Annotated in this window: 21 protein-coding genes; 12 read left to right on the top strand and 9 right to left on the bottom strand. The window is 66.5% G+C overall.

Annotation, left to right across the window (positions count from 1 at the left end; all coding sequences use genetic code 11):
• Positions 1-93: 93 nt before the first annotated feature.
• Positions 94-687 carry a pilin gene (locus LDZ27_RS12180; protein WP_304656939.1) on the top strand — a complete coding sequence of 198 codons (594 nt, stop codon included), beginning with the start codon at positions 94-96 and terminating at the stop codon, positions 685-687.
• Between the two features lie 140 nt (positions 688-827).
• Entirely contained in the window at positions 828-2,651 is a 1,824-nt protein-coding gene (locus tag LDZ27_RS12175; protein ID WP_244814330.1) for a Wzy polymerase domain-containing protein, read from the top strand.
• Positions 2,652-2,682: 31 nt separating this feature from the next.
• Here the strand turns inward: LDZ27_RS12175 and moaC are convergent, their stop codons facing one another.
• Entirely contained in the window at positions 2,683-3,174 is a 492-nt protein-coding gene (moaC, locus tag LDZ27_RS12170) for a cyclic pyranopterin monophosphate synthase MoaC (protein ID WP_244814329.1), read from the bottom strand.
• A gap of 167 nt (positions 3,175-3,341) precedes the next feature.
• Here moaC and LDZ27_RS12165 point away from each other — a divergent pair, with 167 nt between their 5' ends.
• Positions 3,342-5,648, top strand: a complete 2,307-nt coding sequence (locus LDZ27_RS12165) for a M48 family metalloprotease (RefSeq protein WP_244814328.1) — start codon at positions 3,342-3,344, stop codon at positions 5,646-5,648.
• 4 nt (positions 5,649-5,652) lie between these two features.
• Here LDZ27_RS12165 and LDZ27_RS12160 read toward each other — a convergent pair whose 3' ends face one another.
• The 6 genes from LDZ27_RS12160 to LDZ27_RS12135 all read right to left on the bottom strand — a co-directional run bounded on the left by LDZ27_RS12160 (position 5,653) and on the right by LDZ27_RS12135 (position 10,412).
• Positions 5,653-6,234, bottom strand: coding sequence for a DUF2946 family protein (locus tag LDZ27_RS12160; protein ID WP_244814327.1), 582 nt, complete (start codon positions 6,232-6,234; stop codon positions 5,653-5,655).
• A 3-nt stretch (positions 6,235-6,237) separates the two neighbouring features.
• Positions 6,238-7,332, bottom strand: coding sequence for a hydrolase (locus tag LDZ27_RS12155; RefSeq protein WP_244814326.1), 1,095 nt, complete (start codon positions 7,330-7,332; stop codon positions 6,238-6,240).
• Positions 7,333-7,378: 46 nt separating this feature from the next.
• Positions 7,379-7,822: a nuclear transport factor 2 family protein gene (locus LDZ27_RS12150; protein ID WP_244814325.1), complete on the bottom strand. Its 444-nt coding sequence runs from the start codon at positions 7,820-7,822 to the stop codon at positions 7,379-7,381.
• Between the two features lie 139 nt (positions 7,823-7,961).
• Positions 7,962-9,035, bottom strand: a complete 1,074-nt coding sequence (gene waaF / locus LDZ27_RS12145; RefSeq protein WP_244814324.1) for a lipopolysaccharide heptosyltransferase II — start codon at positions 9,033-9,035, stop codon at positions 7,962-7,964.
• Between the two features lie 184 nt (positions 9,036-9,219).
• Positions 9,220-9,414, bottom strand: coding sequence for a zinc-finger domain-containing protein (locus LDZ27_RS12140; RefSeq protein ID WP_244814323.1), 195 nt, complete (start codon positions 9,412-9,414; stop codon positions 9,220-9,222).
• A gap of 77 nt (positions 9,415-9,491) precedes the next feature.
• The gene (locus LDZ27_RS12135; RefSeq protein WP_244814322.1) at positions 9,492-10,412 is read right to left on the bottom strand and encodes a branched-chain amino acid transaminase; all 921 of its coding nucleotides are present in this window, start codon (positions 10,410-10,412) and stop codon (positions 9,492-9,494) included.
• 362 nt (positions 10,413-10,774) lie between these two features.
• Here LDZ27_RS12135 and LDZ27_RS12130 point away from each other — a divergent pair, with 362 nt between their 5' ends.
• From LDZ27_RS12130 to LDZ27_RS12090, 9 genes are all read left to right on the top strand, one after another.
• A complete protein-coding gene (locus LDZ27_RS12130) occupies positions 10,775-11,560 on the top strand; it encodes an AzlC family ABC transporter permease (RefSeq protein ID WP_244814321.1) in 786 nt (261 codons plus the stop codon).
• Positions 11,557-11,880 (top strand): AzlD domain-containing protein, encoded by a 324-nt coding sequence (locus LDZ27_RS12125; RefSeq protein ID WP_244814320.1) that lies wholly within the window; start codon positions 11,557-11,559, stop codon positions 11,878-11,880. The genes LDZ27_RS12130 and LDZ27_RS12125 overlap by 4 nt, the downstream gene beginning before the upstream one ends.
• 358 nt (positions 11,881-12,238) lie before the next feature.
• Complete coding sequence (locus LDZ27_RS12120) at positions 12,239-13,429, top strand: phosphoglycerate kinase (protein ID WP_244814319.1); 1,191 nt, start codon at positions 12,239-12,241, stop codon at positions 13,427-13,429.
• 359 nt (positions 13,430-13,788) lie between these two features.
• Entirely contained in the window at positions 13,789-15,225 is a 1,437-nt protein-coding gene (pyk, locus tag LDZ27_RS12115; protein ID WP_244816132.1) for a pyruvate kinase, read from the top strand.
• 230 nt (positions 15,226-15,455) lie between these two features.
• Positions 15,456-16,520 carry a class II fructose-bisphosphate aldolase gene (gene fba, locus LDZ27_RS12110; RefSeq protein WP_244814318.1) on the top strand — a complete coding sequence of 355 codons (1,065 nt, stop codon included), beginning with the start codon at positions 15,456-15,458 and terminating at the stop codon, positions 16,518-16,520.
• Positions 16,521-16,658: 138 nt separating this feature from the next.
• On the top strand, positions 16,659-17,549 hold the full coding sequence (locus LDZ27_RS12105) for a phosphoribosylaminoimidazolesuccinocarboxamide synthase (protein WP_244814317.1): 891 nt from the start codon (positions 16,659-16,661) through the stop codon (positions 17,547-17,549).
• Positions 17,550-17,566: 17 nt separating this feature from the next.
• Positions 17,567-18,079 carry a 5-(carboxyamino)imidazole ribonucleotide mutase gene (gene purE, locus LDZ27_RS12100; protein WP_244814316.1) on the top strand — a complete coding sequence of 171 codons (513 nt, stop codon included), beginning with the start codon at positions 17,567-17,569 and terminating at the stop codon, positions 18,077-18,079.
• A gap of 46 nt (positions 18,080-18,125) precedes the next feature.
• On the top strand, positions 18,126-19,322 hold the full coding sequence (locus LDZ27_RS12095) for a 5-(carboxyamino)imidazole ribonucleotide synthase (RefSeq protein WP_244814315.1): 1,197 nt from the start codon (positions 18,126-18,128) through the stop codon (positions 19,320-19,322).
• A 21-nt stretch (positions 19,323-19,343) separates the two neighbouring features.
• Positions 19,344-20,381: an L-threonylcarbamoyladenylate synthase gene (locus LDZ27_RS12090; protein WP_244814314.1), complete on the top strand. Its 1,038-nt coding sequence runs from the start codon at positions 19,344-19,346 to the stop codon at positions 20,379-20,381.
• Positions 20,382-20,478: 97 nt separating this feature from the next.
• Here the strand turns inward: LDZ27_RS12090 and LDZ27_RS12085 are convergent, their stop codons facing one another.
• Together LDZ27_RS12085 and dacB are read right to left on the bottom strand one after the other, a co-directional pair.
• A complete protein-coding gene (locus LDZ27_RS12085; protein ID WP_244814313.1) occupies positions 20,479-21,582 on the bottom strand; it encodes an SGNH/GDSL hydrolase family protein in 1,104 nt (367 codons plus the stop codon).
• Positions 21,583-21,779: 197 nt separating this feature from the next.
• Complete coding sequence (gene dacB, locus LDZ27_RS12080; protein ID WP_244814312.1) at positions 21,780-23,405, bottom strand: D-alanyl-D-alanine carboxypeptidase/D-alanyl-D-alanine-endopeptidase; 1,626 nt, start codon at positions 23,403-23,405, stop codon at positions 21,780-21,782.
• Between the last annotated feature and the right edge of the window lie 204 nt (positions 23,406-23,609).

The following is a 23,609-nucleotide window of genomic DNA, read 5'->3' as shown; positions in this document are numbered from 1 at the left end:
AATGGCCGACTGTTGCGGCGCGTGCTCGCCCAATACGATGAAAGCGTCGGTTCGCATTGCGCGGCCGGCGCTTTTTGTCTTTTGGGAGCAGCAATGACGAGCACGGCTTTGAGTTTGAAGGCGCCGCGTGAGCGGCTAGGATGGGGCGCATGGCTCACGCGCGCGAAAGCGGGCGCGAACGGCTTCACGCTGATCGAATTGATGATCGTGCTGGCGATCGTCGGCGTGGTCGCGGCCTACGCGATTCCCGCGTATCAGGACTATCTGGCGCGCAGCCGCGTAGGCGAGGGCATGGCGCTCGCGGCATCGGCGCGGCTCGCGGTGGCGGAGAACGCGTCGAGTGGCGCGGATCTCGCAAACGCCTACGCGTCGCCGCCCGCCACGCGCAATGTGGAATCGATTCACGTCGACAGCGACAGCGGCCAGATCACGATTGCATACAGCACGCGCGTCGCGCCGGAGGGATCGAACACGCTCGTGCTCGTGCCGTCCGCGCCCGACAACGCCGAGACGCCGACCGCGCGCGTCGCGCTGACGCGCGGCTCGGTGCAGGCGGGCACGATCACCTGGGAGTGCTTCGCCGGGGCCAAGGCGGCGTCCTCGCTCCCGGCGCCGGGCGCGGGACCGGCGCCGGCACAGGCGCCGACGCTGCCGGGCAATCTTGCACCGCCGGAGTGCCGCGCCTGAAGCGGGATGCGTCGAGCGGGGGCGAGAGGCAACGCGCTCCCGCGCGTCCGACGGTCATTTCGCGGCATTTACGGGCATGCGGCGCACAGCGGACGCAAAGTTTTGTATAGTGCGCCGGTTCCCGACGTTCCCAGCCCCTCATGCTTTCTCGATACGCGCGTTTTCTCTGTTTCGCCGTTTTGTGTCTCGCGTTGACGATTCCTTTCGGCGTCGTCAACCACACTTACCCGATTCCGACCTTCTATGCCGAGTACAGCGCGCTCGCCCTGTACCTTGCGCTCGGCGCGACGGTCGCGCTGCTCGTGCGCGTCTCGGAACCGCGCGTGCCGTTCGCATCGCCGGTCGTCGCGCTGATGCCGCTCGCGTTCGGCATCGTCGTGGTCGCGCAGACGGCGCTGCTGCCCGTCGCGCAGCCGTCGATGAACTGGCTCGGCGGCGCGTATCTGCTCGCGTCGTTCGTCGCGGTGCATACGGGCTTCGGCTTCGCGCGTGCGGGGCTGGCTGAAAAGGCGCTGCGCGTCGGCGCGGCGGCGCTAATCGTGGGCGGGCTCTTCGCCGTCTTTTGCCAGACGGTGCAGTTGTTCCACGCCGAGGCGAAGTTCGCGCCGTTCGTCGTCGCTTACAACGTCGCGATCCAGCGGCGGCCTTTCGGCAACATGGCGCAGGCCAATCACCTCGCGACCGTCATTTCGTTCGCGATGGCGGGCGCGCTCTACTTCGTGCAGACGCGCCGCATGCCCGTCGCCGTGTGGGTCGTCGTGTCGGCGGTGCTTTCTTTCGGGCTCGCGCTCACCGTATCGCGCGGACCGTGGCTACAGACGGGCGTGCTCGTGGTCGCGGGATGGTGGATGGCCTTCGCGCGCGGGCGCGCAGGCGCCGCCGCCGATGCCGACGATCCCGTATCGAGCGGCGGACGCGACCGCCGCGATATCCGCGCGTGGCTGATTCCGGTTGCGCTGGCCGTGCTGTTCGTCGCGGTGAACGCAGCCGTGCGCTGGATCAACGTGCGCTATCAGCTCGGTCTCGCGCAATCGGCGGCGGAACGCATGCAGGACGCGAACCAGATTGCGCCGCGTCTTGCGCTGTGGAAATACGGCTGGACGATGTTCCGCACGCACCCGCTGCTCGGCGTCGGCTGGGGCGAGTTTCCGCGCTATCAGTTCGATCTCGTTCGCGATCTCGGCGGCGTCGAGATTGCGAACAACGCGCACGATATCTTCATCGATCTGCTCGCGAAGACCGGGCTGATCGGCGTCGCCGTGCTGGTGGCGGGCATCGTGCTGTGGCTGATTCGCGTGCTGCGCGCGCCGCATACGCCCGCGCGCATCTTCGCGCTGTCGCTGCTGGGCGTGCTGCTGATGCACGCGCTCGTCGAATATCCGCAGCAGTACATGTTCTTTCTGATGCCCGCGATGCTCGTGTTCGGGCTGCTGGAGACGCGCCCGCTGCGGCTCGTCGCGCGGCCGGTGTCGTATGGCGTGTATGCGGTGCTGGTGGCGGGTGGCCTGATCGCGCTTTACCCGACGATGCGCGATTACAACCGCGCGGAGGTGCTGTATTACGGCTCACGTCCGGCCGAGCAGTATCGCGACGATCCGGCGTTCCTCTTCGGCGCCTGGGGCGAGTACGGCGCGGCCACGCTGCTGCCGATGAACGCGCAGGACCTCGAATCCAAGCTCGAGGCGCATCGGCAGGCGATGGCGCTCTTGCCGGGCGAGACGGTCTTGCGTCGCTACGCGGTGCTGCAGGCGCTCGCGGGGCAGCGGGCCGAAGCGCTGGACACGACCGCGCGCCTCAAGATATTCGCGACCGAGTTGCATGACTGGCCGGCGCAGCTCGATTCGCTCTACCGTTCCATCGACGAGATCGGCGCGCCGTTGGCGTCGTTCCGCGCGGAACTGGTGAAGCGGTACGGCGCGCCAGCGGGCGAGGAGGCGCAACCCGACGACGACGCGGACGAATGACGCGCGCGGCATCGGCGAAAGGCCGGGTCGTTCAGGCGGGCGATGCTTCGTCCGCTACCCAGTCCCCTGATTTCCCGCCGTGCTTTTCCATCACGCGCACGTTCGTGATGGTCATGCCGCGATCCACGGCTTTGCACATGTCGTAGATGGTCAGCAGTCCGACCTGCACGGCCGTGAGCGCTTCCATTTCGACGCCGGTGCGTCCGACCGTTTCCACGCGCACTTCGCAATGCACGCCGGGCAGCGCTTCATCGATTGAGAAGTCCACCGCCACGCGCGTCAGCGCGAGCGGATGACAGAGCGGGATGAGATCGGCGGTGCGCTTGGCGCCCTGAATCGCGGCGATGCGCGCCACGCCGAGCACGTCGCCCTTTTTCGCGCGGCCTTCGCGGATCAGCGTGAGCGTGGCGTCGAGCATGACGATGGAGCCGCGCGCCACCGCAATGCGCCGCGTCTCGTTCTTGTCGCCGACATCGACCATGTGCGCTTCGCCGGCGGCGTCGAAATGAGTGAGTCCAGACATGGCGTCTCCGTTTGCGCAGTGGGGTTGCTTTGAAAGGGCGCCTATCATAGCGCGGCATCGGCGCATCTCGTCGCGCCTTCGTCCGGAGGTCCGCGCGCACGACACTTGATACGATAAGCGCGTTTTCCCCGACACGCCGACCGCCGCCTCGAGCCCCGTTTCGCGATATGCCCAATCGTACAAGTCGCGTATTCATCGTCTCGCTCTGCCTGAGCCTCGCCATGCCGCCACTCGCGTGGGCGCAGGCGGGCGCGCCGAACGCGGACGTTCATCGCGACGCCAACCGCGACGCCATCGCCGCCGCTCCGGTCCACTCCGGAGGAGACGACGCCGGCGCGCAAAACGCGGGCAACGTCGCGGAGGGCGTCTTCGGCGTGTACGGCGGCGCAGAGAGCCGTTTTGCGGATCGTCCGGGAGCGATGTCGAACCTTCGCGCGCCGCTTTCGTCGGTGCAACTGCCCGATCTCGGCGACGGCTCCGGCGGTACGCTTTCGCCGCAAGCGGAGCGCAAGCTCGGCGAGCGCATGATGCGCGAAGTCCGCGCCGACCCGGACTATCTCGACGACTGGCTGATGCGCGATTACCTCGATTCCATCGCATCGCGGCTCTCGGCCGCCGCAGCCACGCAGTATCTCGGCGGCTACCGGCCCGACTTCGAACTGTTCGCCGTGCGCGATGCCCAGATCAACGCGTTCTCCATGCCGGGCGGCTTCATCGGCGTGAATACGGGGCTGATTTCGGCGACGCAGACGGAATCGGAGCTTGCGTCCGTCGTCGGGCACGAGATGGGGCACGTTCTTCAGCGGCACATCGCGCGGATGATCGGTGCGCAGCAGAAGAGCAGCTACGCGGCGCTCGCGGCGATGCTCGCCGGTCTGCTCGCCGGCGTGATGGCGCGCAGCGGCGATCTCGGCATGGGCATCGCGATGGGCGGGCAGGCGTTCGCCGTCGACAATCAACTGCGCTTTTCGCGCGCCGCCGAACACGAGGCGGACCGCGTCGGCTTCCAGATGCTGACGGCTGCCGGCTACGACCCTTACGCGATGACCGCGTTCTTCGAGCGGCTCGATCGCGCGTCGATGGCCGATAACGGCGTGCCGCCCTACGCGCGCACGCATCCGCTTACGACCGAGCGCATCGCCGACATGGAGGATCGCGCGCGGCGCGTGCCGTATCGCCAGCCGAGGCAATCGGCGGAATACGCGTTCGTGCGCGCCCGCGCGCGCGTGCTGCAGGTCAACTACGCGAGCGACTATCGCGAGGTCGCGAGCCGCCTGAAGTCCGAAATCGACGATCAAACCGCGCTCAATCCCGCGGCGAACTGGTACGGCATCGCGCTTGCCCGTTCGCTGATGGGCGACGCCGACGCCGCCAACGACGCGCTCGCGCGGGCGCGGCGTCTCTTCGAAGGCGAGGAGGCGAGCACGGCGGCGGCATCGGTCGAAGCGCGGCGTGAACTGGCGCAGACGGTCGATGCGACGGCGGGCGGGCGCGCCGCGGCATCGGCGGATTCGGCGGCAAGTTGGGCGAACGCGGCGAACGCGGCGAACATGTCAAGCGCGGCCAGTTCAACGCACTTATCGATGACAGCGCCGGCGCGTCCCGCAAACACCGCCAGCAGCAAGGCGCATGCGACGCAATCGGGCGGCGCACCGGCAGCACGGGCGCGTGAAACCGCCACCCCGCCCGCCGCCGCCACTTCCCGCGCGCCTGTCGCGAGCGCTCCGCCCGCCGCCGCGACTTCCCGCGCGCCTGTCGCGAGCGCTCCGCCCGCCGACGCCGCGTCTCGCGCGCCTGTCGCGAGTACCCCGCCCGCCGCCGCCGCGTCTCGCGCGCCTGTAGCGAGCGCCCCGCCCGCCGCCGCGTCCCGCGCGCCTGTCGCGAGTACTCCGCCCGCCGCCGCGATGACGTCCCTCTTCGGCAGCAGCGCACGCGACGCACTCGATGCGACGGCATCGACCGGCAACGAAATCACCCTTCCGCCCGTGCGTGTCACCGCCGACGCGCTGCCGCATCCCGCCCGCAGCACGCCGAGCCTCGACGTGCTCGCCGCCGAGATCGCGCGCCGGGCGGGCCGCTACAACGACGCGATCCGTCTCGCCGACATCGCAGAGACGCGCTGGCCGAACTCGCACGCGGCCATCGACGTTCATTTGCAGGCGCTCGTCGCGGCGCATCGCTATGCCGACGCCCAGACGCTCGCGCGCCGCGAAACGCGCATCGAGCCGGCCCGCGCCGACTGGTGGCTCTATCTCGCGCAGGCGAGCGCGGGGCTGAACGATCCGTTGCGCCACCACGAGGCGATGGCCGAGAAATTCGCGCTCGACGGCGCATGGCCGTCCGCGATCCGGCAGTTGAAGGAAGCGCGCGACGTGAAAGGCGCGAGCTTCTACGATCTATCGACGATTTCCGCGCGTCTGCGCGATTTCGAGACGCGCTACAAGGAAGAGCGCGATCAGGACGAGAAAAGCTAGCGCGTCAGCGTGTTAGCGCGGCGCGCGCCGACGGACTCGCGACGAAGTGAAAGCGCGTTTCGACCTCCGCGCGCGCGATCGGCTGCACGGTGATGTCGACCGCATCGCGCCAATGGACAACGCCGCTGCGCGCGGTGTCGTCGAACGATGCGTGGCTTGCGAGCAGATCGAGATCGTGATCGTGCAGCGCGGCGACGCGCGCGGGCGAGGCGCCGTCGGAGAAGAGCACGCCGCCTTCGTCGTCGAGCCACGCGTGCGCAGGCTCGAACGGCGTGCCGATGTGATCGGTCAGGCCAAGCCCGCCGTTCCTCTGGGCGAGCCGCACGATCCACGGCGTATAGGCCAGTTCCACGTAGACGCGCTGCGGCCCGTTCTGGAAGAACCACTGGCCTTCTTCGTCGCGCTCGTAGTTGCGGTTGATGAAGCCGATCAGCGCTTCATGGCGGATCACGTCGCCGAGCGTGCCCGCAGCCTGGCTCGCCTCGTCGCGCATGCGCCATTGGCCGCGCCGGTCGAGCAGCAGCCAGCCCGTGCAGTGCGGAACGTTGGGCCACTTGGCGAGCGCCTGTTTGACGATGTCATCCATGATTCACTCGCGGGGAAGGAAGTGTTCCAGATAGCCGAACACGCGCGACGACAGCCAGTCGATGCGCCCCGGAAACGGCCCTGTCATGAAGCCGACGTGACCGCCGTGGTTCGGCTGATCGAGCGTGACGCACGGCGACACTTCGGCCTGCGATGGCAACGCGGAATCGGGCAGGAACGGATCGTTGCGCGCGTTCAAAACGAGCGCGGGCACTTCGATGCGCTTCAGATGCGCGCGGACCGTCGCCGTGGACCAGTAGTCGTTCGTATCGCGAAAGCCGTGCAGCGGCGCGGTCACGACATTGTCGAACTCGTAGAGCGTGCGCGCGGCGAGCACGGCGTCGCGCGCGTAGAGGCCGGGATATTGCGCGAGCTTCGCGAGCGCCTTCTTCTTCAGCGACTTGAGAAAGCTGCGCGTATAGACCATGCCGAAGCCCTGCGAGATGGCCTGGCCGCCCGCGTGGACATCGAGCGGCGCGGAGATCGCCGCCGCCGCGCTGATGATCGATGCATCGGCGCCGCGTTTGCAGAGCCAATGCAGCAGCACGTTGCCGCCGAGCGACACGCCCGCCGCCACGATCGGCCCCGCGTGGCGCTCGCGCAGACGCCGCAGAATCCAGTCGACTTCGGCGCTATCCGCGAGGTGATAGAAGCGCGGCAGATCGTTGAGCGGCCCGCTGCAACTGCGAAAGTGCGGCACCACGCCGTGCCAGCCGCGTGCTTGCGCGGCAGCCATTAGCGTGCGGGCGTAGTGGGAGTCCGAGTTACCTTCGAGGCCGTGAAAGAGCACGAAGAGCGGCGCGGCCGAAGCCGGGCGCGCCGCGTCGGAATCGTGCGCGAGCCAGTCGAGATCGATGAAATCGCCGTCCGGCGTGTTCCATCGCTCGCGCCGGTAACGCACGTCGGGCTTGCGCCCGAAAAGCGCGGGCACGATGGTTTGCGCGTGGCTCGTCGGCAGCCAGCGCGGGGCGCTATACAGCCATTGCGACGCCGGCTGCGCCAGCACGCGCGCGGCGGCTTGCGCGGTGTCCTTCAGCGCCGCGGCGGGCGCTTTGTCCACGAACGACGAATCGTGCTTCAACAACGGATCGCGTTTCATGGCCTTCTCCCCGACGAACGTCTTTGTGTTTCGATACCGCGGTGTTTCAGTGCAACGGCCCTTGCCCGTGACGCAGCTTCGCGGCGAACTGGCCGGCCGCGTCGGTCGGCATCTCGCTCGCGTGAATATGCGCGATGCGCCATTCGCCGCGCTCGTGAACCATCACGTAAGTCGTGAAGATCATGCGCGGCGCGAGGGCGACCGCGTTCTGATGCGCCTCCGCGATGGCATAGACGACGGTGCCGAGACTGTCGTACACGCGGATGTCGAGCGGCTCGATGTTGAGCGGCTGCGTCTCGAACTGCTTGCCGAGACCCGCGCGGATGCTTTCCAGACCATGCAGATGCGTGCCGTCCGCGCAGATGCACGTGGCGAATTCCTCGTCGATCCAGAGCGACATCACAGCGTCGATGCTGTTGTCCGCGACGGCCTGATAGTAGGCGTTGAGCGTGTCGGCGGCAGCTTCGAATAGGCGGGCGAAACGTGGCATGGCTCGTGGGTCTCTGGCATTCGATGCGTCGCGCCGTGTGGCGGCGCGGCGTATCGGTCATGGTTCAAAGCATGCCTCCGTTCGGAGACATTGGCGTGTCCGCGCCCGCACGCTGCAATCGAAGCCGCCCGAAAAGCGCTTAACGATGCGCGAGCAGCATGCCGCGCAGATCGCCGAAAACCTGTTCGGCGGAGAGTTCGCGAAGGCAATTGAGATGGCCGAGCGGACACTCGCGGGCAAAGCACGGACTGCACTGGAGATGGAGCCATTGTACCTTTGCGAGATCGGACAAGGGCGGCGTGTGGCGCGGGTCGGTCGAGCCGTACACCGCGACGAGCGGCCGCCGCAACGCCGCCGCGACGTGCATGAGGCCGGAGTCGTTGGTGACGACGGCGCTTGCCCGCGCGATCAACGCGCACGCTTCTCCAAGCGATGTCTGACCGCATAGGTTGCGCACATTGGGCGAGCGTTCCGCGATGGCCTGGGCGACCGCCGAATCCTTGTTCGACCCGAGTGCGACGATGCGCGCATACGGAAACGACTGCGCGACGAACTGCGCGAGCGATGCGAAATGCTCCGGCGGCCAGCGCTTGGCCGGCCCGTACTCCGCGCCCGGACAAAACACGACGAGCGGCGTGCGCGTATCGAGATTGAAGCGCGCCGAGACGCGCACGGCTTCGTTCGGATCGGATTCGAGGCGCGGCACCGGCAAGTGCGGCGCGTCGCTCGTCTGCGCGGCGTCGGCCTGCGCGAACTTGTCGATGAACGGCAGCTTCGCGCCGGGCGCATAGGCGAGGGCGGCGTAGTGCGCGGTCATCGGCGGACGGTCGGTTTTCGGCGGATTCGCATGGCGCACGTTCAAGAGCCCGTAGCGGCTCTCGCCCTTGTAGCCGATGCGCAGCCCGATGCCGGCCATCCACGGCAGCAGCGCGGATTTCATCGAGTTCGGCAGGACGTAGGCGGCGTCGTAGCCGACATCGCGCAGGTCGCTTGCCAGTTGCCAGCGGCGCAGCAGTTGCAGCTTGCCATGCGCGAGGTCGGTTGCGTAGACGTCGCGGATCTCGGGCATGCGTTCGAGCACGGGCGCGACCCACGAGGGCGCGACGGCGTCGATCGCGATGCGCGGATGCAGCTTCTTTAGAAGCGTGAAGAGCGGCTGCGCCATCAATGCGTCACCGATCCAGTTCGGTGCTATTACCAGCGCACGGCGCATCTTTCGGTTTCCGATCTCAAAATTGCGCGGCTCATTGCCATCAGTGCAGCGAGCCGTGGTTCATGTCTTTGTTGTGGGGCGGCGGGTGCGCGCGTGCGGCGCGTTTGCGCTTGCGGCGAAGCCGAACGAAGCCGCGCGCGTCAGTGACGCGCGCGATACGCGGGCGCGACGGGCGTTCGGAGAATCAGTGACCCTTGACGATCTCGCCGTCTTTCAGCTTGTAGCGCGTGCCGCAGTACGGGCAGCGCGCTTCGCCGTGCGTCACGTCCAGAAACACGCGCGGATGCGTGCTCCAGCGCTGCATTTTCGGGTTCGGGCAGAACGCGGGAATATCCTTCGCCGACAATTCCACCAGCGGCATTTCCTTCAGGTCGCTCATTGCTATCTCTTTCTCGATGTCGTTCGTTGCTGTCGTCTGTCCGATCGAAGGCGAGCGCTCGGCCCGCCCGCGATGCATCAGACTTTTGCGAGCCAGCTCGCGTATTTCTCGTTCTTGCCGCCGACCACGTCGAAGAACGCGCTCTGCAGCTTCTCCGTGATCGGGCCGCGCTTGCCCGCGCCGATGGTGCGGTTGTCCAGTTCGCGGATCGGCGTGACTTCGGCGGCCGTGCCGGTGAAGAACGCTTCGTCGCAGGTATAGACCTCGTCGCGGGTAATGCGTTTCTCGATGACCGGAATGCCGAAGTCGCGCGCCAGCGTGATGACCGTGTCGCGCGTGATGCCGTCGAGGCACGACGACAGGTCCGGCGTGTACAGCTTGCCGTTGTTCACGAGGAAGAAGTTCTCGCCGGAGCCTTCGGACACGTAGCCGTCCACGTCGAGGAGCAGGGCTTCGTCGTAGCCGTCGGTCACGGCTTCCTGATTCGCGAGAATCGAGTTCACGTACCAGCCCGACGCCTTCGCGCGCACCATCGACACGTTCACATGATGGCGCGTGAACGACGACGTCTTGACGCGGATGCCCTTCGCGAGGCCGTCTTCGCCGAGATACGCGCCCCACGGCCACGCCGCGATGGCCACATGAATGGTGTTGCCCTTCGCGGACACGCCGAGCTTTTCGGAGCCGACCCAGATGATCGGCCGGATATAGCAGGTCTCGAGCTTGTTCTCGCGCACGACTTCGAGTTGCGCGGCTTCGAGCGTGGCGTGGTCGAACGGGACGTCCATCTGGAAGATCTTCGCGGAGTTCAGCAGGCGCTTGGTGTGTTCCTGCAGGCGGAAGATGGCCGTGCCTTTCGCGGTCTTGTACGCGCGCACGCCCTCGAACACGCCCATGCCGTAGTGCAGCGTGTGCGTCAGAACGTGGATGTTGGCGTCTCGCCAGTCGATGAGCTTGCCATCCATCCAGATCTTGCCGTCGCGGTCGGCCATTGACATACGGTTCTCCTAGCTGTCTCGTTCAGTGATTACGATGAATCCGTGTCTGCCGCCGTTCGTTGCCGGCGCCTCGCGCATCGCTCGCGAGACCGGGCAGAGCCACGAAACGCAAAGAGAGAGGCGGAGAAAACGGCGAACGAGCGCGGGCGGCGCAAAGGCGGTGAAAGTCCGTCATTTTAGCTTCTTTTCACAATCGAACCGAACTGGCACCGCCTTTCACGCCGCTATAATTTGCCTTTCGGCGCGTCGGTGAGCGGCGACGTCGCGTTTTTCAGTGCATCGCGCAATCTTTCTGCGCCGGCTGCGCGTTTCAGGCCGGCTGCATCGCATCAGACCGCACCATCCTGGCCTCGCACTCGTCCATGCTCGAACGGCTGTCCGAAACGAATCGCCGCGCTTTCATCGAAGGCTTTCGCACCTTCTCGCCGGCCATTGTCGCGACCTTTTCGTGGGGCCTCGTCACCGGCGTCGCCATGACCAAGTCCGTGCTCACGGTCCCGCAGGCGCTCGGGATGTCGCTCGCGGTGTACGCGGGGTCGTCGCAACTCGCGGTGCTGCCGCTTCTCGCCGCGAAGCTCCCGCTCTGGACCGTGCCGTTGACCGCCGCGATGGTCAATCTGCGCTTCGTCATCTTCAGCGCGGGACTCGCGCCGCATTTCACCTATCTGCCGATGCCGCGGCGCCTGCTCATCGGCTACTTCAACGGCGACATCATCTATCTGATGTTCGCGAAGCGGAACTTCGCCGTCGGCGCGCAGCCCGGCAAGGAAGCGTTCTTCTGGGGACTCGCCGTGACGAGCTGGATGTCGTGGCAAGTGTCGTCGGTGGCGGGCATCCTGCTCGCGAGCGTCATTCCGGACGACTGGGGCCTCGAGCTGGCGGGCACGCTCGCGCTGATTCCGCTCATCGTCTCGGCCATCGCGACGCGCTCGACGCTTGCAGCGGTGGCCGTCGCGAGCGTCGTCGCGCTCCTCGCATTCGATCTGCCGTACCGCTTCGGCTTGCCGCTCGCGGTGTTCGCCGCGCTCGCGGCGGGCACGCTCGCCGATGTCGTCGGGAAACGGGGGCAGCCGGCGCCAGCGCCTGCAACGCCTTGGGCATCCGAACAAGACGCGCAAGCGCCCGACGCCACGAGGCCCGCGCGATGAGCACGCTCTATATCTGGCTCGTGATTCTCGGCATGGGCGTCGTCACCGCCGTGACGCGTGCGTTCTTCCTGATTGGCGGCGAACGCGCCGTGCTGCCGCCGCGCATGCAGCGCGTGCTGCGCTACGCGCCGGCCGCCGCGCTCGCCGGCGTGGTCGTGCCGGACCTGCTCGAGACGCCTGCCGGGTTCTCCGTCGCGCTCTCGAACCATGCGCTGTGGGCGTCGCTCGCGGGGCTCGCGTATTGCCTGTGGCGGCGCGGGATGATGGGCACGATCGCCGTCGGCATGATCGTCTACACGCTGTTGCGCCTCGCCGCGTAAGCCCGCGCCAATCGTCCATGCCGATCCCGCCAAATACGCATCATCAAGAATCGCACGCTAAAAGCGGCCGGTGCTATCGGTTAAAATGACGGTCTTTCCTGTCGCATGGAGCGAGGTCGAAAGTGAGTCCGGCATTCACCGCGCATCGGTTCCGAAGCTCGCCGCGTCCGTCTCCTCGCGCTGTCGGCGTCTCGCTCTCCAGCGTCTTTCGCGCGGTCTTCGTCTCCCGTCTCGTCCGCGCGCGCATCTTCCGCTTCACGGATTCCGTTTTCAGGCCCCGCGCCCAAGTTTCAACGAACCGGCCGGCACACGCCGGTCTTCTTCGCCCGAACCGCTTTTCTGACTAACGTTGACTCCCATGACGAAAGTATTGCGTTTCACCGATCTGATCGCCGAAGGCAAAGTCTCCGGCAAGCGCGTGTTCATCCGCGCGGACCTCAACGTGCCGCAGGACGACGCCGGCAACATCACCGAAGACACCCGCGTGCGCGCCAGCGTTCCGGCGATCAAGGCGGCGCTCGACGCCGGCGCGGCCGTGATGGTCACGTCGCATCTCGGCCGCCCGACCGAAGGCCAGTTCAAGCCGGAAGACTCGCTCGCGCCGGTCGCGAAGCGCCTGTCGGAGTTGCTTGGCCGCGACGTTCCGCTCGTCGCCGACTGGGTCGATGGCGTCGATGTCGCGCCCGGCGGCGTCGTGCTGCTGGAAAACTGCCGCTGCAACAAGGGCGAGAAGAAGAACGACGACGCTCTCGCGCAAAAGCTCGCGAAGCTCTGCGACATCTACGTGAACGACGCGTTCGGCACCGCGCACCGCGCCGAGGCGACCACGCACGGCATCGCGAAGTACGCGCCGGTTGCGTGCGCCGGCCCGCTGCTCGCCGCCGAACTCGATGCGCTCGGCCGCGCGCTCGGCAACCCGAAGCGCCCGCTCGTCGCAATCGTCGCGGGCTCGAAGGTGTCGACGAAGCTCACCATTCTGAAGTCGCTTGCAGAGAAGGTGGATCAGCTGATCGTCGGCGGCGGCATCGCCAATACGTTCATGCTGGCGTCGGGGCTCAATATCGGCAAGTCGCTGGCGGAAGCCGATCTCGTGAACGAGGCGAAGGAGATCATCGAGGCGGCGCGCGCGCGTGGCGCATCCGTGCCCATTCCGAGCGACGTCGTAACCGCGAAGGAATTCGCCGCGACCGCGAAGGCGGAAACGAAGCCCGTCGCCGATATCGCCGACGACGACATGATTCTCGACATCGGCCCGGACACCGCCAACGCGCTCGCCGCGCAACTCGCGACGGCCGGCACCATCGTGTGGAACGGGCCGGTCGGCGTGTTCGAATTCGACCAGTTCGGCAACGGCACCAAGACGCTCGCGCAAGCCATCGCGAATTCGTCGGCGTTTTCGATCGCGGGCGGCGGCGACACGCTCGCGGCCATCGCGAAGTACGGCATTCACGACAAGGTCAGCTACATCTCGACTGGCGGCGGCGCCTTCCTCGAATTCCTCGAAGGCAAGACGCTGCCCGCGGTGGAAGTGCTCGAGTCACGGGCATAAAGCCAGTGACGGCCCGAGACAACCCGGCGAAAGCAGGAAAGAAGGGCGCGCAAGCAGCCGGCGGCGCGCAAACCGATGAACTCGAAAACGCCGGCGCACTCGATGCCGCCGGCGAAGCAGCCCGACTGATCGCAGAGTCGGCCCGTCCCGACGACGAGCCGCTTCCAGTCACGCAGGAAGCATTGCCGGCGACCCCGCCGGTCATCATCGGCGGCGTGCCCGCCCATGCGTTGAAGAACATCGACAAAGCGACGCCGGCACGAACCGGCGCGCGCGCGCAACCGGTGAGCAACAGCTCGCTGCAAGCGCAACGTGCTCGCAGCCCAGTTCCGGGCGTTCCCAAAGAGACGAGGAAAGACATGCATCGCGCCACCAAGATTGTCGCCACCATCGGTCCGGCATCGAGCAATCCCGACATCCTGCTGCAGATGATGCAGGCGGGGCTCGACGTCGTGCGCTTCAACTTTTCGCACGGCACCGCCGACGATCATCGCCAACGCGCCGAATGGGTCCGCGAGGCCGCGCGGCACGTAGGCCGCGAGGTCGCGATCATGGCGGACCTGCAAGGCCCGAAGATTCGCGTCGGCAAGTTCGAGAACGGCAAGACCATGCTCGTCGCGGGCAACACGTTCGTGCTCGACGCGAACTGCGAGATGGGCAACAACGAGCGCGTCGGCCTCGACTACAAGGACCTGCCGCGCGATCTGCGCGCGGGCGACACGCTTCTGCTCAACGACGGCCTGATCGTGCTCGATGTGACGCGCGTGATCGGCGAGGAGATTCATACGACCGTGAAGGTCGGCGGCGAGTTGTCGAACAACAAGGGCATCAACCGGCAGGGCGGCGGGCTGACCGCGCCCGCGCTGACCGAGAAGGACATGGAGGACATCAAGACGGCGATGTCGCTCGGCGCGGATTTCGTCGCGGTGTCGTTCCCGAAGAACGCGACCGACATGGAAATGGCGCGGCAACTCGCCAACATCGCGGGCGCGCCTTACGGCATCAAGCCGAAGATGATCGCGAAAATCGAGCGCGCCGAGGCTATTCCCGCGCTGCAAGGCATTCTCGACGCCTCCGACGGCATCATGGTCGCGCGCGGCGATCTCGCGGTGGAAGTGGGCAACGCGGCGGTTCCCGCGCTGCAAAAGCGCATGATCCGGATGGGGCGCGAGTCGAACAAGCTCGTCATCACCGCCACGCAAATGATGGAATCGATGATCCACGCGCCGGTGCCGACGCGCGCGGAAGTCTCGGACGTGGCGAACGCCGTGCTCGACGGCACCGACGCCGTCATGCTGTCCGCCGAAACCGCGGCCGGCAAGTATCCGGTGACGACCATCGAAACGATGGCGGCCGTGTGCATCGAAGCGGAGAAGTCCGAGGAGTCGCAACTGGACCGCGATTTCCTGGACCGTACGTTCACGCGCATCGACCAGTCGATCGCAATGGGCGCGTTGTTCACGGCGTATCACCTCGGCGCGAAGGCAGTCGTCGCGTTGACGGAATCCGGCTCCACGGCGCTGTGGATGTCGCGTCACTGGACGCATGTGCCGATCTTCGCGCTGACGCCGCGCGTCGGCAGCGAGCGCACGATGTCGCTGTATCGCAATGTCACGCCGCTGCATCTCGACACCAACATGGACCGCGACACCGCGCTGAATCAGGCGCTCGAAGTGGTCGTGTCGAAAGGCTATGCGGCGCGCGGCGACATGGTCGTGCTGACCGTCGGCGAACCGATGGGGCAGGCGGGCGGCACGAATACGCTGAAGATCGTGCGCGTCGGCGATCATTTCTGACGCCGCTCGATTTTCGGGAAAGATGCGCGGTCAAGCACCGCGCGCGTTTTACCGCATCACCGCATCGCCGCATCACGGCATTGAAACGCGTTCGCCGCCTGCATCGCCAGGCGCGAACGCGAAGAGCGCGCAAGTCGTCGCCATAGAAAAGGCCGGAAGCTGCCGAAGGACTCACGCAAGAGCAGAACCGCGCGCGCGAAGCGTTTCGTTTGACATCATGGAGTCCCACAATGCCTCTCGTATCAATGCGTCAATTGCTGGATCACGCAGCCGAACACGGCTACGGCCTCCCGGCATTCAACGTGAACAACCTGGAACAAGTGCAGGCGATCATGTCGGCCGCGAGCGAAGTGAACGCGCCCGTCATCATGCAGGCGTCAGCGGGCGCCCGTAAGTACGCGGGCGAAGCGTTCCTGCGTCATCTGATCGAAGCGGCCGTCGAGTCGTATCCGCATATTCCGGTCGTGATGCATCAGGATCATGGCCAGTCGCCGGCGGTGTGCATGGCGGCGATCCGCTCCGGCTTCACGAGCGTGATGATGGACGGCTCGCTCGAAGCGGACGGCAAGACCGTCGCGTCCTATGAGTACAACGTGGACGTGTCGAAGCAGGTCGTCGCGTTTTCGCATTCCATCGGCGTCACGGTCGAAGCCGAACTGGGCGTGCTCGGTTCTCTGGAAACGATGAAGGGCGACAAGGAAGACGGCCACGGCGCCGAAGGCACGATGACGCGTGAGCAATTGCTCACCGACGTCGAGCAGGCCGCCGATTTCGTGAAACAGACGCAGTGCGATGCGTTGGCGATCGCGATCGGCACGTCGCACGGCGCGTACAAGTTCACGAAGAAGCCGACGGGCGATATTCTCGCGATCGACCGCATCCGCGAGATTCATCAGCGCATTCCGAACACGCACCTCGTGATGCACGGATCGTCGTCGGTGCCGCAGGAATTGCTCGCCGAAATCCGCGAATTCGGCGGCGACATGAAGGAAACCTACGGCGTGCCGGTCGAGGAAATTCAGGAAGGCATCAAGCACGGCGTGCGCAAGGTGAACATCGATACCGACTTGCGCTTGGCTATTACCGGCGCAATCCGCCGCTATCTGTTCGAAAATCCGTCGAAGTTCGATCCGCGCGACTATCTGAAGCCCGCGCGCGAGGCCGCCAAGGAAATTTGCCGCCAGCGCTACATGCAGTTCGGCTGCGAGGGCATGGCGGGCAAAATCAAGCCGGTTCCGCTCGAGAAGATCGCCGCGAAGTACAAGGCCGGCGAGCTTGCGCAGATCGTCAAATGAGACGGCTCTGAGTAGCAGCGCGTATCTAAAGTAAAATCAACGGGTTCCGGCGACGGAACCTGTTCGCTTTTTCCCCTTCGCCGCGCTTCCAGCAAGCCGCGGCGATTCACTTTTTCGGCACCTCTTCGGTACATGACGATGTCCACGCTCTACGAATCCACGATCAAATCGCTGCCGCTGCTCGGCCGTGGCAAGGTCCGCGACAACTACGCCGTCGGCAACGACAAGCTCCTGATCGTGACGACCGACCGCCTTTCCGCATTCGATGTCGTGATGGGCGAGCCGATCCCGAACAAGGGCCGCGTGCTCAATCAGATGGCCGATTTCTGGTTCGAGAAGCTGGGCCATATCGTGCCGAATCACAATACGGGCATCGATCCGGCGACGGTCGTCGCGGCGGACGAAGCCGAGCAGGTCAAGGGCCGCGCGGTCGTCGCGAAGCGCCTGGAGCCGATTCTCGTCGAAGCGGTCGTGCGCGGTTATCTGGCCGGCAGCGGCTGGAAGGACTATCAGGCGACGGGCGCGGTCTGCGGCGTGCAACTGCCGCCGGGCCTGCAGAACGCCGAGAAGCTGCCCGAGCCGATCTTCACGCCGGCAGCCAAGGCCGAAATGGGCCATCACGACGAAAACATCACCTACGATGAAATGGAACGGCGCATCGGCACGGAGCTTTCCGCGACGATCAAGCGCATTTCGATCCAGTTATACGAGGAAGCCGCCGAGTACGCGGCGACGCGCGGCATCATCATCGCGGATACGAAGTTCGAGTTCGGTCTCGACAACAAGGGCGAGCTGTATTTGATGGACGAAGTCCTCACCGCCGATTCATCGCGGTTCTGGCCGGCGGACGGCTACACGGTCGGCACGAATCCGCCGTCGTTCGACAAGCAGTTCGTGCGCGACTGGCTCGAAACGCAGCCGTGGAAGAAGGAGCCGCCCGCGCCGAAACTGCCGGAAGACGTGATCGCGAAGACGTCGGAGAAGTATCAGGAAGCGCTGCAACGGCTGACCGGCCAGACGCTCGACTGAGCGGGGAATCACGAGAAATGACGAACGAAGTACATACGCACGACGCGCCGCTCGTCGGCGTGCTGATGGGCTCCAGTTCCGACTGGGACGTGATGAAGAACGCAGTCGCGATTCTTCAGGAATTCGGCGTGCCCTACGAGGCGAAAGTGGTCTCGGCGCACCGCATGCCCGACGAAATGTTCGCCTACGCCGAGCGCGCGCGGGAACGCGGCGTGCGCGCGATCATCGCGGGCGCGGGCGGCGCGGCGCATCTGCCGGGCATGCTCGCCGCCAAGACCACGGTGCCGGTGCTCGGCGTGCCGGTGGCGAGCAAGTATCTGAAGGGCGTCGATTCGCTGCATTCGATCGTGCAGATGCCCAAGGGCGTGCCCGTCGCGACGTTCGCGATCGGCGAGGCGGGCGCGGCGAACGCGGCGCTCTTCGCGGTGTCGATCCTGAGCGTGACCGACGCGCGCTACGCCGACGCGCTCGCCGCGTTTCGCGCGAAGCAGAATCAGGCCGCGCGCGACATGGCGCTGCCGCCGCTTTGATCGCGGCTTCGTTCCCGCTGCAAGACTTCGACAACCGCACGCATCGATGAACCCACACTCTTCTCCCAATTCCCCGATTCTGCCCGGCGCGTGGCTCGGCATGGTCGGCGGCGGCCAGCTCGGCCGCATGTTCTGCTTCGCCGCGCAATCGATGGGCTATCGCGTCGCCGTGCTCGATCCCGACGAGGCGAGTCCGGCGGGCGCGGTCGCCGACCGCCACATCCGCGCCGCGTATGACGACAAGTCCGCGCTCACCGAACTCGGCCGGCTGTGCGCGGCGGTATCGACGGAATTCGAGAACGTGCCGTCCGCCAGTCTCGAATTTCTGGCGTCGTCCACGTTCGTGAGTCCGGCGGCGAGTTGCGTCGCGATTGCGCAGGATCGCGTCGCGGAGAAGCGGTTCATCGCGCAGGCGGGCGTGCCGGTCGCGCCGCATCTCGCGATCGAATCGCCCGAAGCGCTCGCCGCGCTCAACGACGACGAGATCGCCGCCGTGCTGCCGGGCATTCTCAAGACCGCGCGCCTCGGCTACGACGGCAAAGGGCAGATCAGCGTGCGCAACGTGCAAGAAGTCCGCACGGCCTACGGTTCGCTCTCGGGCGTGGCGTGCGTGCTCGAAAAGCGCATGCCGCTCAAGTACGAAGTCTCCGTGTTGATCGCGCGCGGCGGCGACGGCAAGTCCGCCGTGTTTCCGCTCGCGCAGAACACGCACGTCAACGGCATTCTCGCGAAGACGATCGTGCCCGCGCCCGATGCGTCCGCCGCGCTCGTCGCTCAGGCGCAGGACGCCGCGCTGACCATCGCCGCGAAACTCGGTTATGTCGGCGTGCTGTGCGTCGAATTCTTCGTGCTGGAAGACGGCTCGCTGATCGCGAACGAAATGGCGCCGCGCCCGCACAATTCCGGCCACTACACGGTCGATGCCTGCGCCACCAGCCAGTTCGAACAGCAAGTCCGCGCGATGACCGGCATGCCGCTCGGCGACACGCGCCAGCATTCGCCCGCCGCGATGCTGAACCTGCTCGGCGATATCTGGTTCGACGGTCCGCAAAAGGACAAGGCCCGCGCGCCGGCCTGGGTCGATGTCGCGGCGATGCCGGCGGCGCGGCTGCATCTGTACGGCAAGGAGGAAGCGCGTCCGGGCCGCAAGATGGGCCACATCAACTTCACGGCGGCGACGCTCGAGGAAGCGCGCACGGCGGCGCGCGACTGCGCGCGCATGCTGCATATTCCGCTCGACTGAAATCGCAGGCAGCAGCTGGCAATGACCATTATTTTCCCGAGCGCGGCGCAGATCGACGAAGCAGCGGCTCTGCTCGATGCGGGGCAACTCGTCGCGTTCCCGACCGAAACGGTCTACGGTCTCGGCGGCGACGCCGAGAATGCGGAAGCCATCGCGCGCATCTACGCGGCTAAAGGCCGGCCGGCGAATCATCCGGTGATCGTGCATCTCGCGCCGGACGCCGATCCCGGCTACTGGGTGCGCGCGTTGCCCGCCGATGCGCAGAAGCTCATCGACGCCTTCTGGCCGGGGCCGCTCACGCTGATCCTGCAGCGCGCGTCGCATATTCCGGCGGCGGTGAGCGGCGGGCAGGATTCCGTGGGGATTCGTTGTCCTTCGCATCCGGTTGCGCAGAAGCTGCTGTCGGCGTTTGCCGCGCGGCGGGCCGGCACGGGCGGGCAGGGCGGCGTGGCGGGGCCATCGGCGAACCGCTTCGGTCACGTGAGTCCGACGACGGCGCAGCACGTTCGCGACGAATTCGGTGGCGCGGTGCATGTGCTCGATGGCGGCGCGGCGGACGTCGGCATCGAATCGACGATTCTGGATTTGTCGCGCGGCTTTCCGGCGTTGTTGCGGCCGGGGCATGTCAGCCCGCAGGCGATTGCGGACGTGATCGGCGTCGCGCCGCGCCTGCCCGATGGCACCGATGCCACCGCGCCGCGCGCATCCGGCACGCTGAAGGCGCATTACGCGACGCGCACGCCGCTCGCGCTCCTGCCGTTCGCATCGATCGAGCCGCTGCTCGCGGCGCATGATCGCGCGAGCGCGCAGAAGATCGCGCTGGTGGCGAGGGCGTCGAGTGCCGGCGACTGGGCGCGTGCGCCGCAGGTGCATTTCGTCGCCGCGCCGGAAGATCCGCAAAGCTATGCGCGCGAGCTTTATGGACTGCTGCGGGCGCTGGACCGGGCGAATGTCGGGCGAATTCTCATCGAGAAGTTGCCGGAGTCGGCGGAATGGGCCGCGGTGAACGACCGGCTGGGAAGGGCTGCAGCGGCGTTCGAAGGCGAGAACGGCGAGTAGCAGCGACCAAGCCCCTTTTCGAAAACGCAAATAAAAAACCGCCCGGCTCTTCCAACCGGGCGGTTTGTCGTTTAGCTCCCAGCGCTTCAGCGAAACATCACTTCCCCAATCCGCTCGCCGCCACCTTCTGCTCGGCCGTTTGCGCGTAGAGCGCGTGCAGATGCGTCGTCGGATGAACGGTATCGGCGTACATGTACGTCTGATCCGCGTTCGCCGCCGTATAGGTCTGCGGCGAGCAGAACAGCGACGTCGCGAAATCGCTCGGATTCGGTTCGCCGAACGCCTTTGCCGCCGCAGCCATCGCTTGCAGATTGCAGCCGGTGCCCGTATTCGACACCGCGAAGCCGTACTGCTGATAGTTCGCCGTGATATTCGCGAGCGGCCCGACGATATCGAGATAAATCACCTTCGACATCAGGCCGCTTTGCGTCAGCGCAGCGCTGAGCGCCTGATTGAAGCCGAGCGATGCCTGCGACAGCAGCGCGCGCGTCGTCGCGGTGCTCATCATGCCTTGCGGCGTCGTGCCGATATCCGGCACATCCGAGACCAGCACGTGCGTCGCGCCGCTTTGCACGATCTTGCCGATGACGCCCGCCAGATCGATCGCCGCCTGGCCGATCGCCGCGCTCGCCTGAGCCGGCGTCATCTGGCCCGCCTGAACCGCGCTCAGGTTGTACAGGATGTCGTTCGCGCCGCCATTGACGATCACGAGCTGATTGCCGTTGAAGCCGCCATGCGACGACAGGTAGTTCGTCACCTGCTGCGCGACCGGCACCGTCAGCGCGCCCGCGTAGTTCGCAGGATCGGCCGTCTGGTGGCCGACGCCGACCGGATTGGTCACGCGCGAGCCGCCCTGCGCGTAGCCGAGGCCCGACTGCGTTGAAGGCGGCGTGCCGAAGCCGCCGGTCATCGCGGGGGTGAGCGTGTCGCCGTAGTACTTCGCGACATCCTGCACCCACACTTCGCCGGGATTCGTCGTGAAGCGTCCGCCGCCGAAGTTAGCCGCCGCGACCGGCGCATACGTTCCGACGTCCGACAGGCTGTCGCCGAACGACACGACTTGCAGCTTGATGCCGCCCGCCGGCGTCGAGTTGTTGTCGTCTCCGCCGCCGCACGCGGCGAGGAAAGCCAATGCCGCGCTCGCGATGGCGGTGCGGGCGTGGCGCGCCAGTGCCGCGCGCCTCGAGAGTTGCTTCGTCATGGACCTCGTCTCCTTCTTCGATGTTTTCTAATGTTCTCGCGACATGCACGCCGCGCGTCCTGCTGTCCGGATTGTGCCGCAAGCCGCGCCGTCCGGGGATGCGGCGTGCCGACAGAGTACACGCCGCGCGCGCGCTGCCGGGCTACGCGTCCTAGAAGAAATCTTCAGTCACGCGAACGCGCGCACCGGCTGCGCGCTCAGTCGTCGGCGCCTGCGTTGCGCGCGCCTTCGTAGACCCATTCGAGCAGCGCATCGTGCGCGGCGCGAGCGGCTTCCGCGCGCGGATCGTTGATGAAGCTCACGACGACGTAACTCTCGCCATTCGCCGCGCCGACATAGCCCGCAATCGCGCGCACGTCGCGCAGCGTGCCGGTCTTGATGTGCGCGTTGCCGCCCGCGCCGGCGTTGGTCAGCCGGTTGCGCATCGTGCCGTCGACGCCCGCGATCGGCAGCGACTCCACGAAGACTTGCGCGACCGGGCTCGCGTTCGCCGCCTGCAGCAGACCGCCGAGCGATGCCGCCGAGATGGTTTCGTCGCGCGAGAGGCCCGAGCCGTTGTCGAGTTGCAAGCCTTTCATCGGCAGGGCGCTGCGGCTGAGAAACGTTCCGATGGCCTGCGCGGATTTAGCGGTCGTCGCGGGCGGCTTCAGTTGCGCCGCGCCGATCGTGAGGAAGAGATTGCGCGCCATCACGTTGTTGCTGTACTTGTTGATGTCGCGCACGATGTCCGACAGCACCGGGCTGCGGTGCGTGCCGACTAGCCGCGCGGCCGAAGGCGTCGGGCCTTCGCGCGTTGCGCCCTGGAACGTGCCGCCCGCCTGCTTCCACAACGCGAGGAAGCCGCCCGCGAAAAAGGTCGAATGATCGAGCGCCGCGACGTTGATCGTGCGCGATCCGCAGCGCAGCGGATAGTCGCCGATGAACGACGCCTGCACGAAGCCGCCCTGCGCCTGCGCCACGCTCGGCGACGCCGCCGGCAGCGTGCCCGCGCACGCGCCGCGCGTCACGCGCAGTTCGTTGTCGATCTGAAGCTGCGCGAGTTGCGGCAGCACGTCGATGGACACTTGCCCGTCCGCATTCGGCGTGAGCGTGAAGGAGAGCGACTTGAACGCGTACAGCAGCGGATCGGGACCGACGTTGTACGGCGCGGCTTCGTCGCTGTCGAAGGCCGGCAGATCACGCGTGGAGGCGTCGAAATAGCGCTTGTCGAGCACGAGCGCGCCATCGATGCCGGTGATGCCGTTCCTTCGTATCTGCGTGACGAGATCGATCAGTTCCTCGGGCACGAGCTTCGGGTCGCCCGTTCCCTGAATGTAGAGATTGCCGTGCAGCACGCCCTGCGCGTCGACGTCGCCATCGGCGTAGGCGGTCGTCTTCCAGCGATAGTCCGGACCGAGCAGCGAAAGACCCGAGTACGTGGTGACGAGCTTCATCGTGGAGGCGGGCAGCATCGGGCGATCGGCGTTGATCGCGACGAGCGGCGCGGGCGCGCCGATGCGCTGCACGAACACGCTCATCGACGATAGCGGCACGTGCGAGCGCGCGAGCGCGCCCATGACCGACGCGGGCAGCGGCCCGGCGGGCACGCTCGGGCGCGCGGCCCGCACCGCACTCTCGGCGCGCGCGGCTTTCTTCCCGTTGCCGTTGCCCTTGCCGCTGTGTGCGGCGCGCTCGGGCGCATGTTTCTGCGATTCGGCTTTCGTGCCGCCGCGTGCGTCGGCTTCCGGTGCGTGGAAAAGAGCGCCGCACGCGAGCGTCGCGGCGAGCGCGAACGTCGAAAGACGCGCGGAAAGGGAACCGAAAGTCGGAGAAAGAAGCGGCATACGGGCTTTGTTTTGGGCAATGAGTTCGTGGACCGCCCCGCTTGGCCGGCAAAGCCGCCGCGGGCAGAGCGGCTATTGTAGACAAGCTGGGCAAGCCGCGAACGAGCCGGCTTTCGCTCAAGCACGGCCCGCGCGCGGTTAAGTCCGGTTTAAGCCTGCCGTATGGCCGCGCGGCTAAAATGAGCCGCACGCGACGCCCTCCAC

It is taken from the genome of Caballeronia sp. Lep1P3 (assembly GCF_022879595.1).
In the GTDB taxonomy this organism is placed as follows: domain Bacteria; phylum Pseudomonadota; class Gammaproteobacteria; order Burkholderiales; family Burkholderiaceae; genus Caballeronia.
The sequence above is the reverse complement of the archived record's forward strand: the minus strand, read 5'-3'. Positions and strand labels throughout refer to the sequence as shown.

Excerpts from the sequence above, each read along its gene's own strand:
- LDZ27_RS12180 (WP_304656939.1), top strand. The coding sequence starts at position 94 with ATGACGAGCACGGCTTTGAGTTTGAAGGCGCCGCGTGAGCGGCTAGGA.
- LDZ27_RS12175 (WP_244814330.1), top strand. The coding sequence starts at position 828 with ATGCTTTCTCGATACGCGCGTTTTCTCTGTTTCGCCGTTTTGTGTCTC.
- moaC (WP_244814329.1), bottom strand. The coding sequence starts at position 3,174 with ATGTCTGGACTCACTCATTTCGACGCCGCCGGCGAAGCGCACATGGTC.
- LDZ27_RS12165 (WP_244814328.1), top strand. The coding sequence starts at position 3,342 with ATGCCCAATCGTACAAGTCGCGTATTCATCGTCTCGCTCTGCCTGAGC.
- LDZ27_RS12160 (WP_244814327.1), bottom strand. The coding sequence starts at position 6,234 with ATGGATGACATCGTCAAACAGGCGCTCGCCAAGTGGCCCAACGTTCCG.
- LDZ27_RS12155 (WP_244814326.1), bottom strand. The coding sequence starts at position 7,332 with ATGAAACGCGATCCGTTGTTGAAGCACGATTCGTCGTTCGTGGACAAA.
- LDZ27_RS12150 (WP_244814325.1), bottom strand. The coding sequence starts at position 7,822 with ATGCCACGTTTCGCCCGCCTATTCGAAGCTGCCGCCGACACGCTCAAC.
- waaF (WP_244814324.1), bottom strand. The coding sequence starts at position 9,035 with ATGCGCCGTGCGCTGGTAATAGCACCGAACTGGATCGGTGACGCATTG.
- LDZ27_RS12140 (WP_244814323.1), bottom strand. The coding sequence starts at position 9,414 with ATGAGCGACCTGAAGGAAATGCCGCTGGTGGAATTGTCGGCGAAGGAT.
- LDZ27_RS12135 (WP_244814322.1), bottom strand. The coding sequence starts at position 10,412 with ATGTCAATGGCCGACCGCGACGGCAAGATCTGGATGGATGGCAAGCTC.
- LDZ27_RS12130 (WP_244814321.1), top strand. The coding sequence starts at position 10,775 with ATGCTCGAACGGCTGTCCGAAACGAATCGCCGCGCTTTCATCGAAGGC.
- LDZ27_RS12125 (WP_244814320.1), top strand. The coding sequence starts at position 11,557 with ATGAGCACGCTCTATATCTGGCTCGTGATTCTCGGCATGGGCGTCGTC.
- LDZ27_RS12120 (WP_244814319.1), top strand. The coding sequence starts at position 12,239 with ATGACGAAAGTATTGCGTTTCACCGATCTGATCGCCGAAGGCAAAGTC.
- pyk (WP_244816132.1), top strand. The coding sequence starts at position 13,789 with ATGCATCGCGCCACCAAGATTGTCGCCACCATCGGTCCGGCATCGAGC.
- fba (WP_244814318.1), top strand. The coding sequence starts at position 15,456 with ATGCCTCTCGTATCAATGCGTCAATTGCTGGATCACGCAGCCGAACAC.
- LDZ27_RS12105 (WP_244814317.1), top strand. The coding sequence starts at position 16,659 with ATGTCCACGCTCTACGAATCCACGATCAAATCGCTGCCGCTGCTCGGC.
- purE (WP_244814316.1), top strand. The coding sequence starts at position 17,567 with ATGACGAACGAAGTACATACGCACGACGCGCCGCTCGTCGGCGTGCTG.
- LDZ27_RS12095 (WP_244814315.1), top strand. The coding sequence starts at position 18,126 with ATGAACCCACACTCTTCTCCCAATTCCCCGATTCTGCCCGGCGCGTGG.
- LDZ27_RS12090 (WP_244814314.1), top strand. The coding sequence starts at position 19,344 with ATGACCATTATTTTCCCGAGCGCGGCGCAGATCGACGAAGCAGCGGCT.
- LDZ27_RS12085 (WP_244814313.1), bottom strand. The coding sequence starts at position 21,582 with ATGACGAAGCAACTCTCGAGGCGCGCGGCACTGGCGCGCCACGCCCGC.
- dacB (WP_244814312.1), bottom strand. The coding sequence starts at position 23,405 with ATGCCGCTTCTTTCTCCGACTTTCGGTTCCCTTTCCGCGCGTCTTTCG.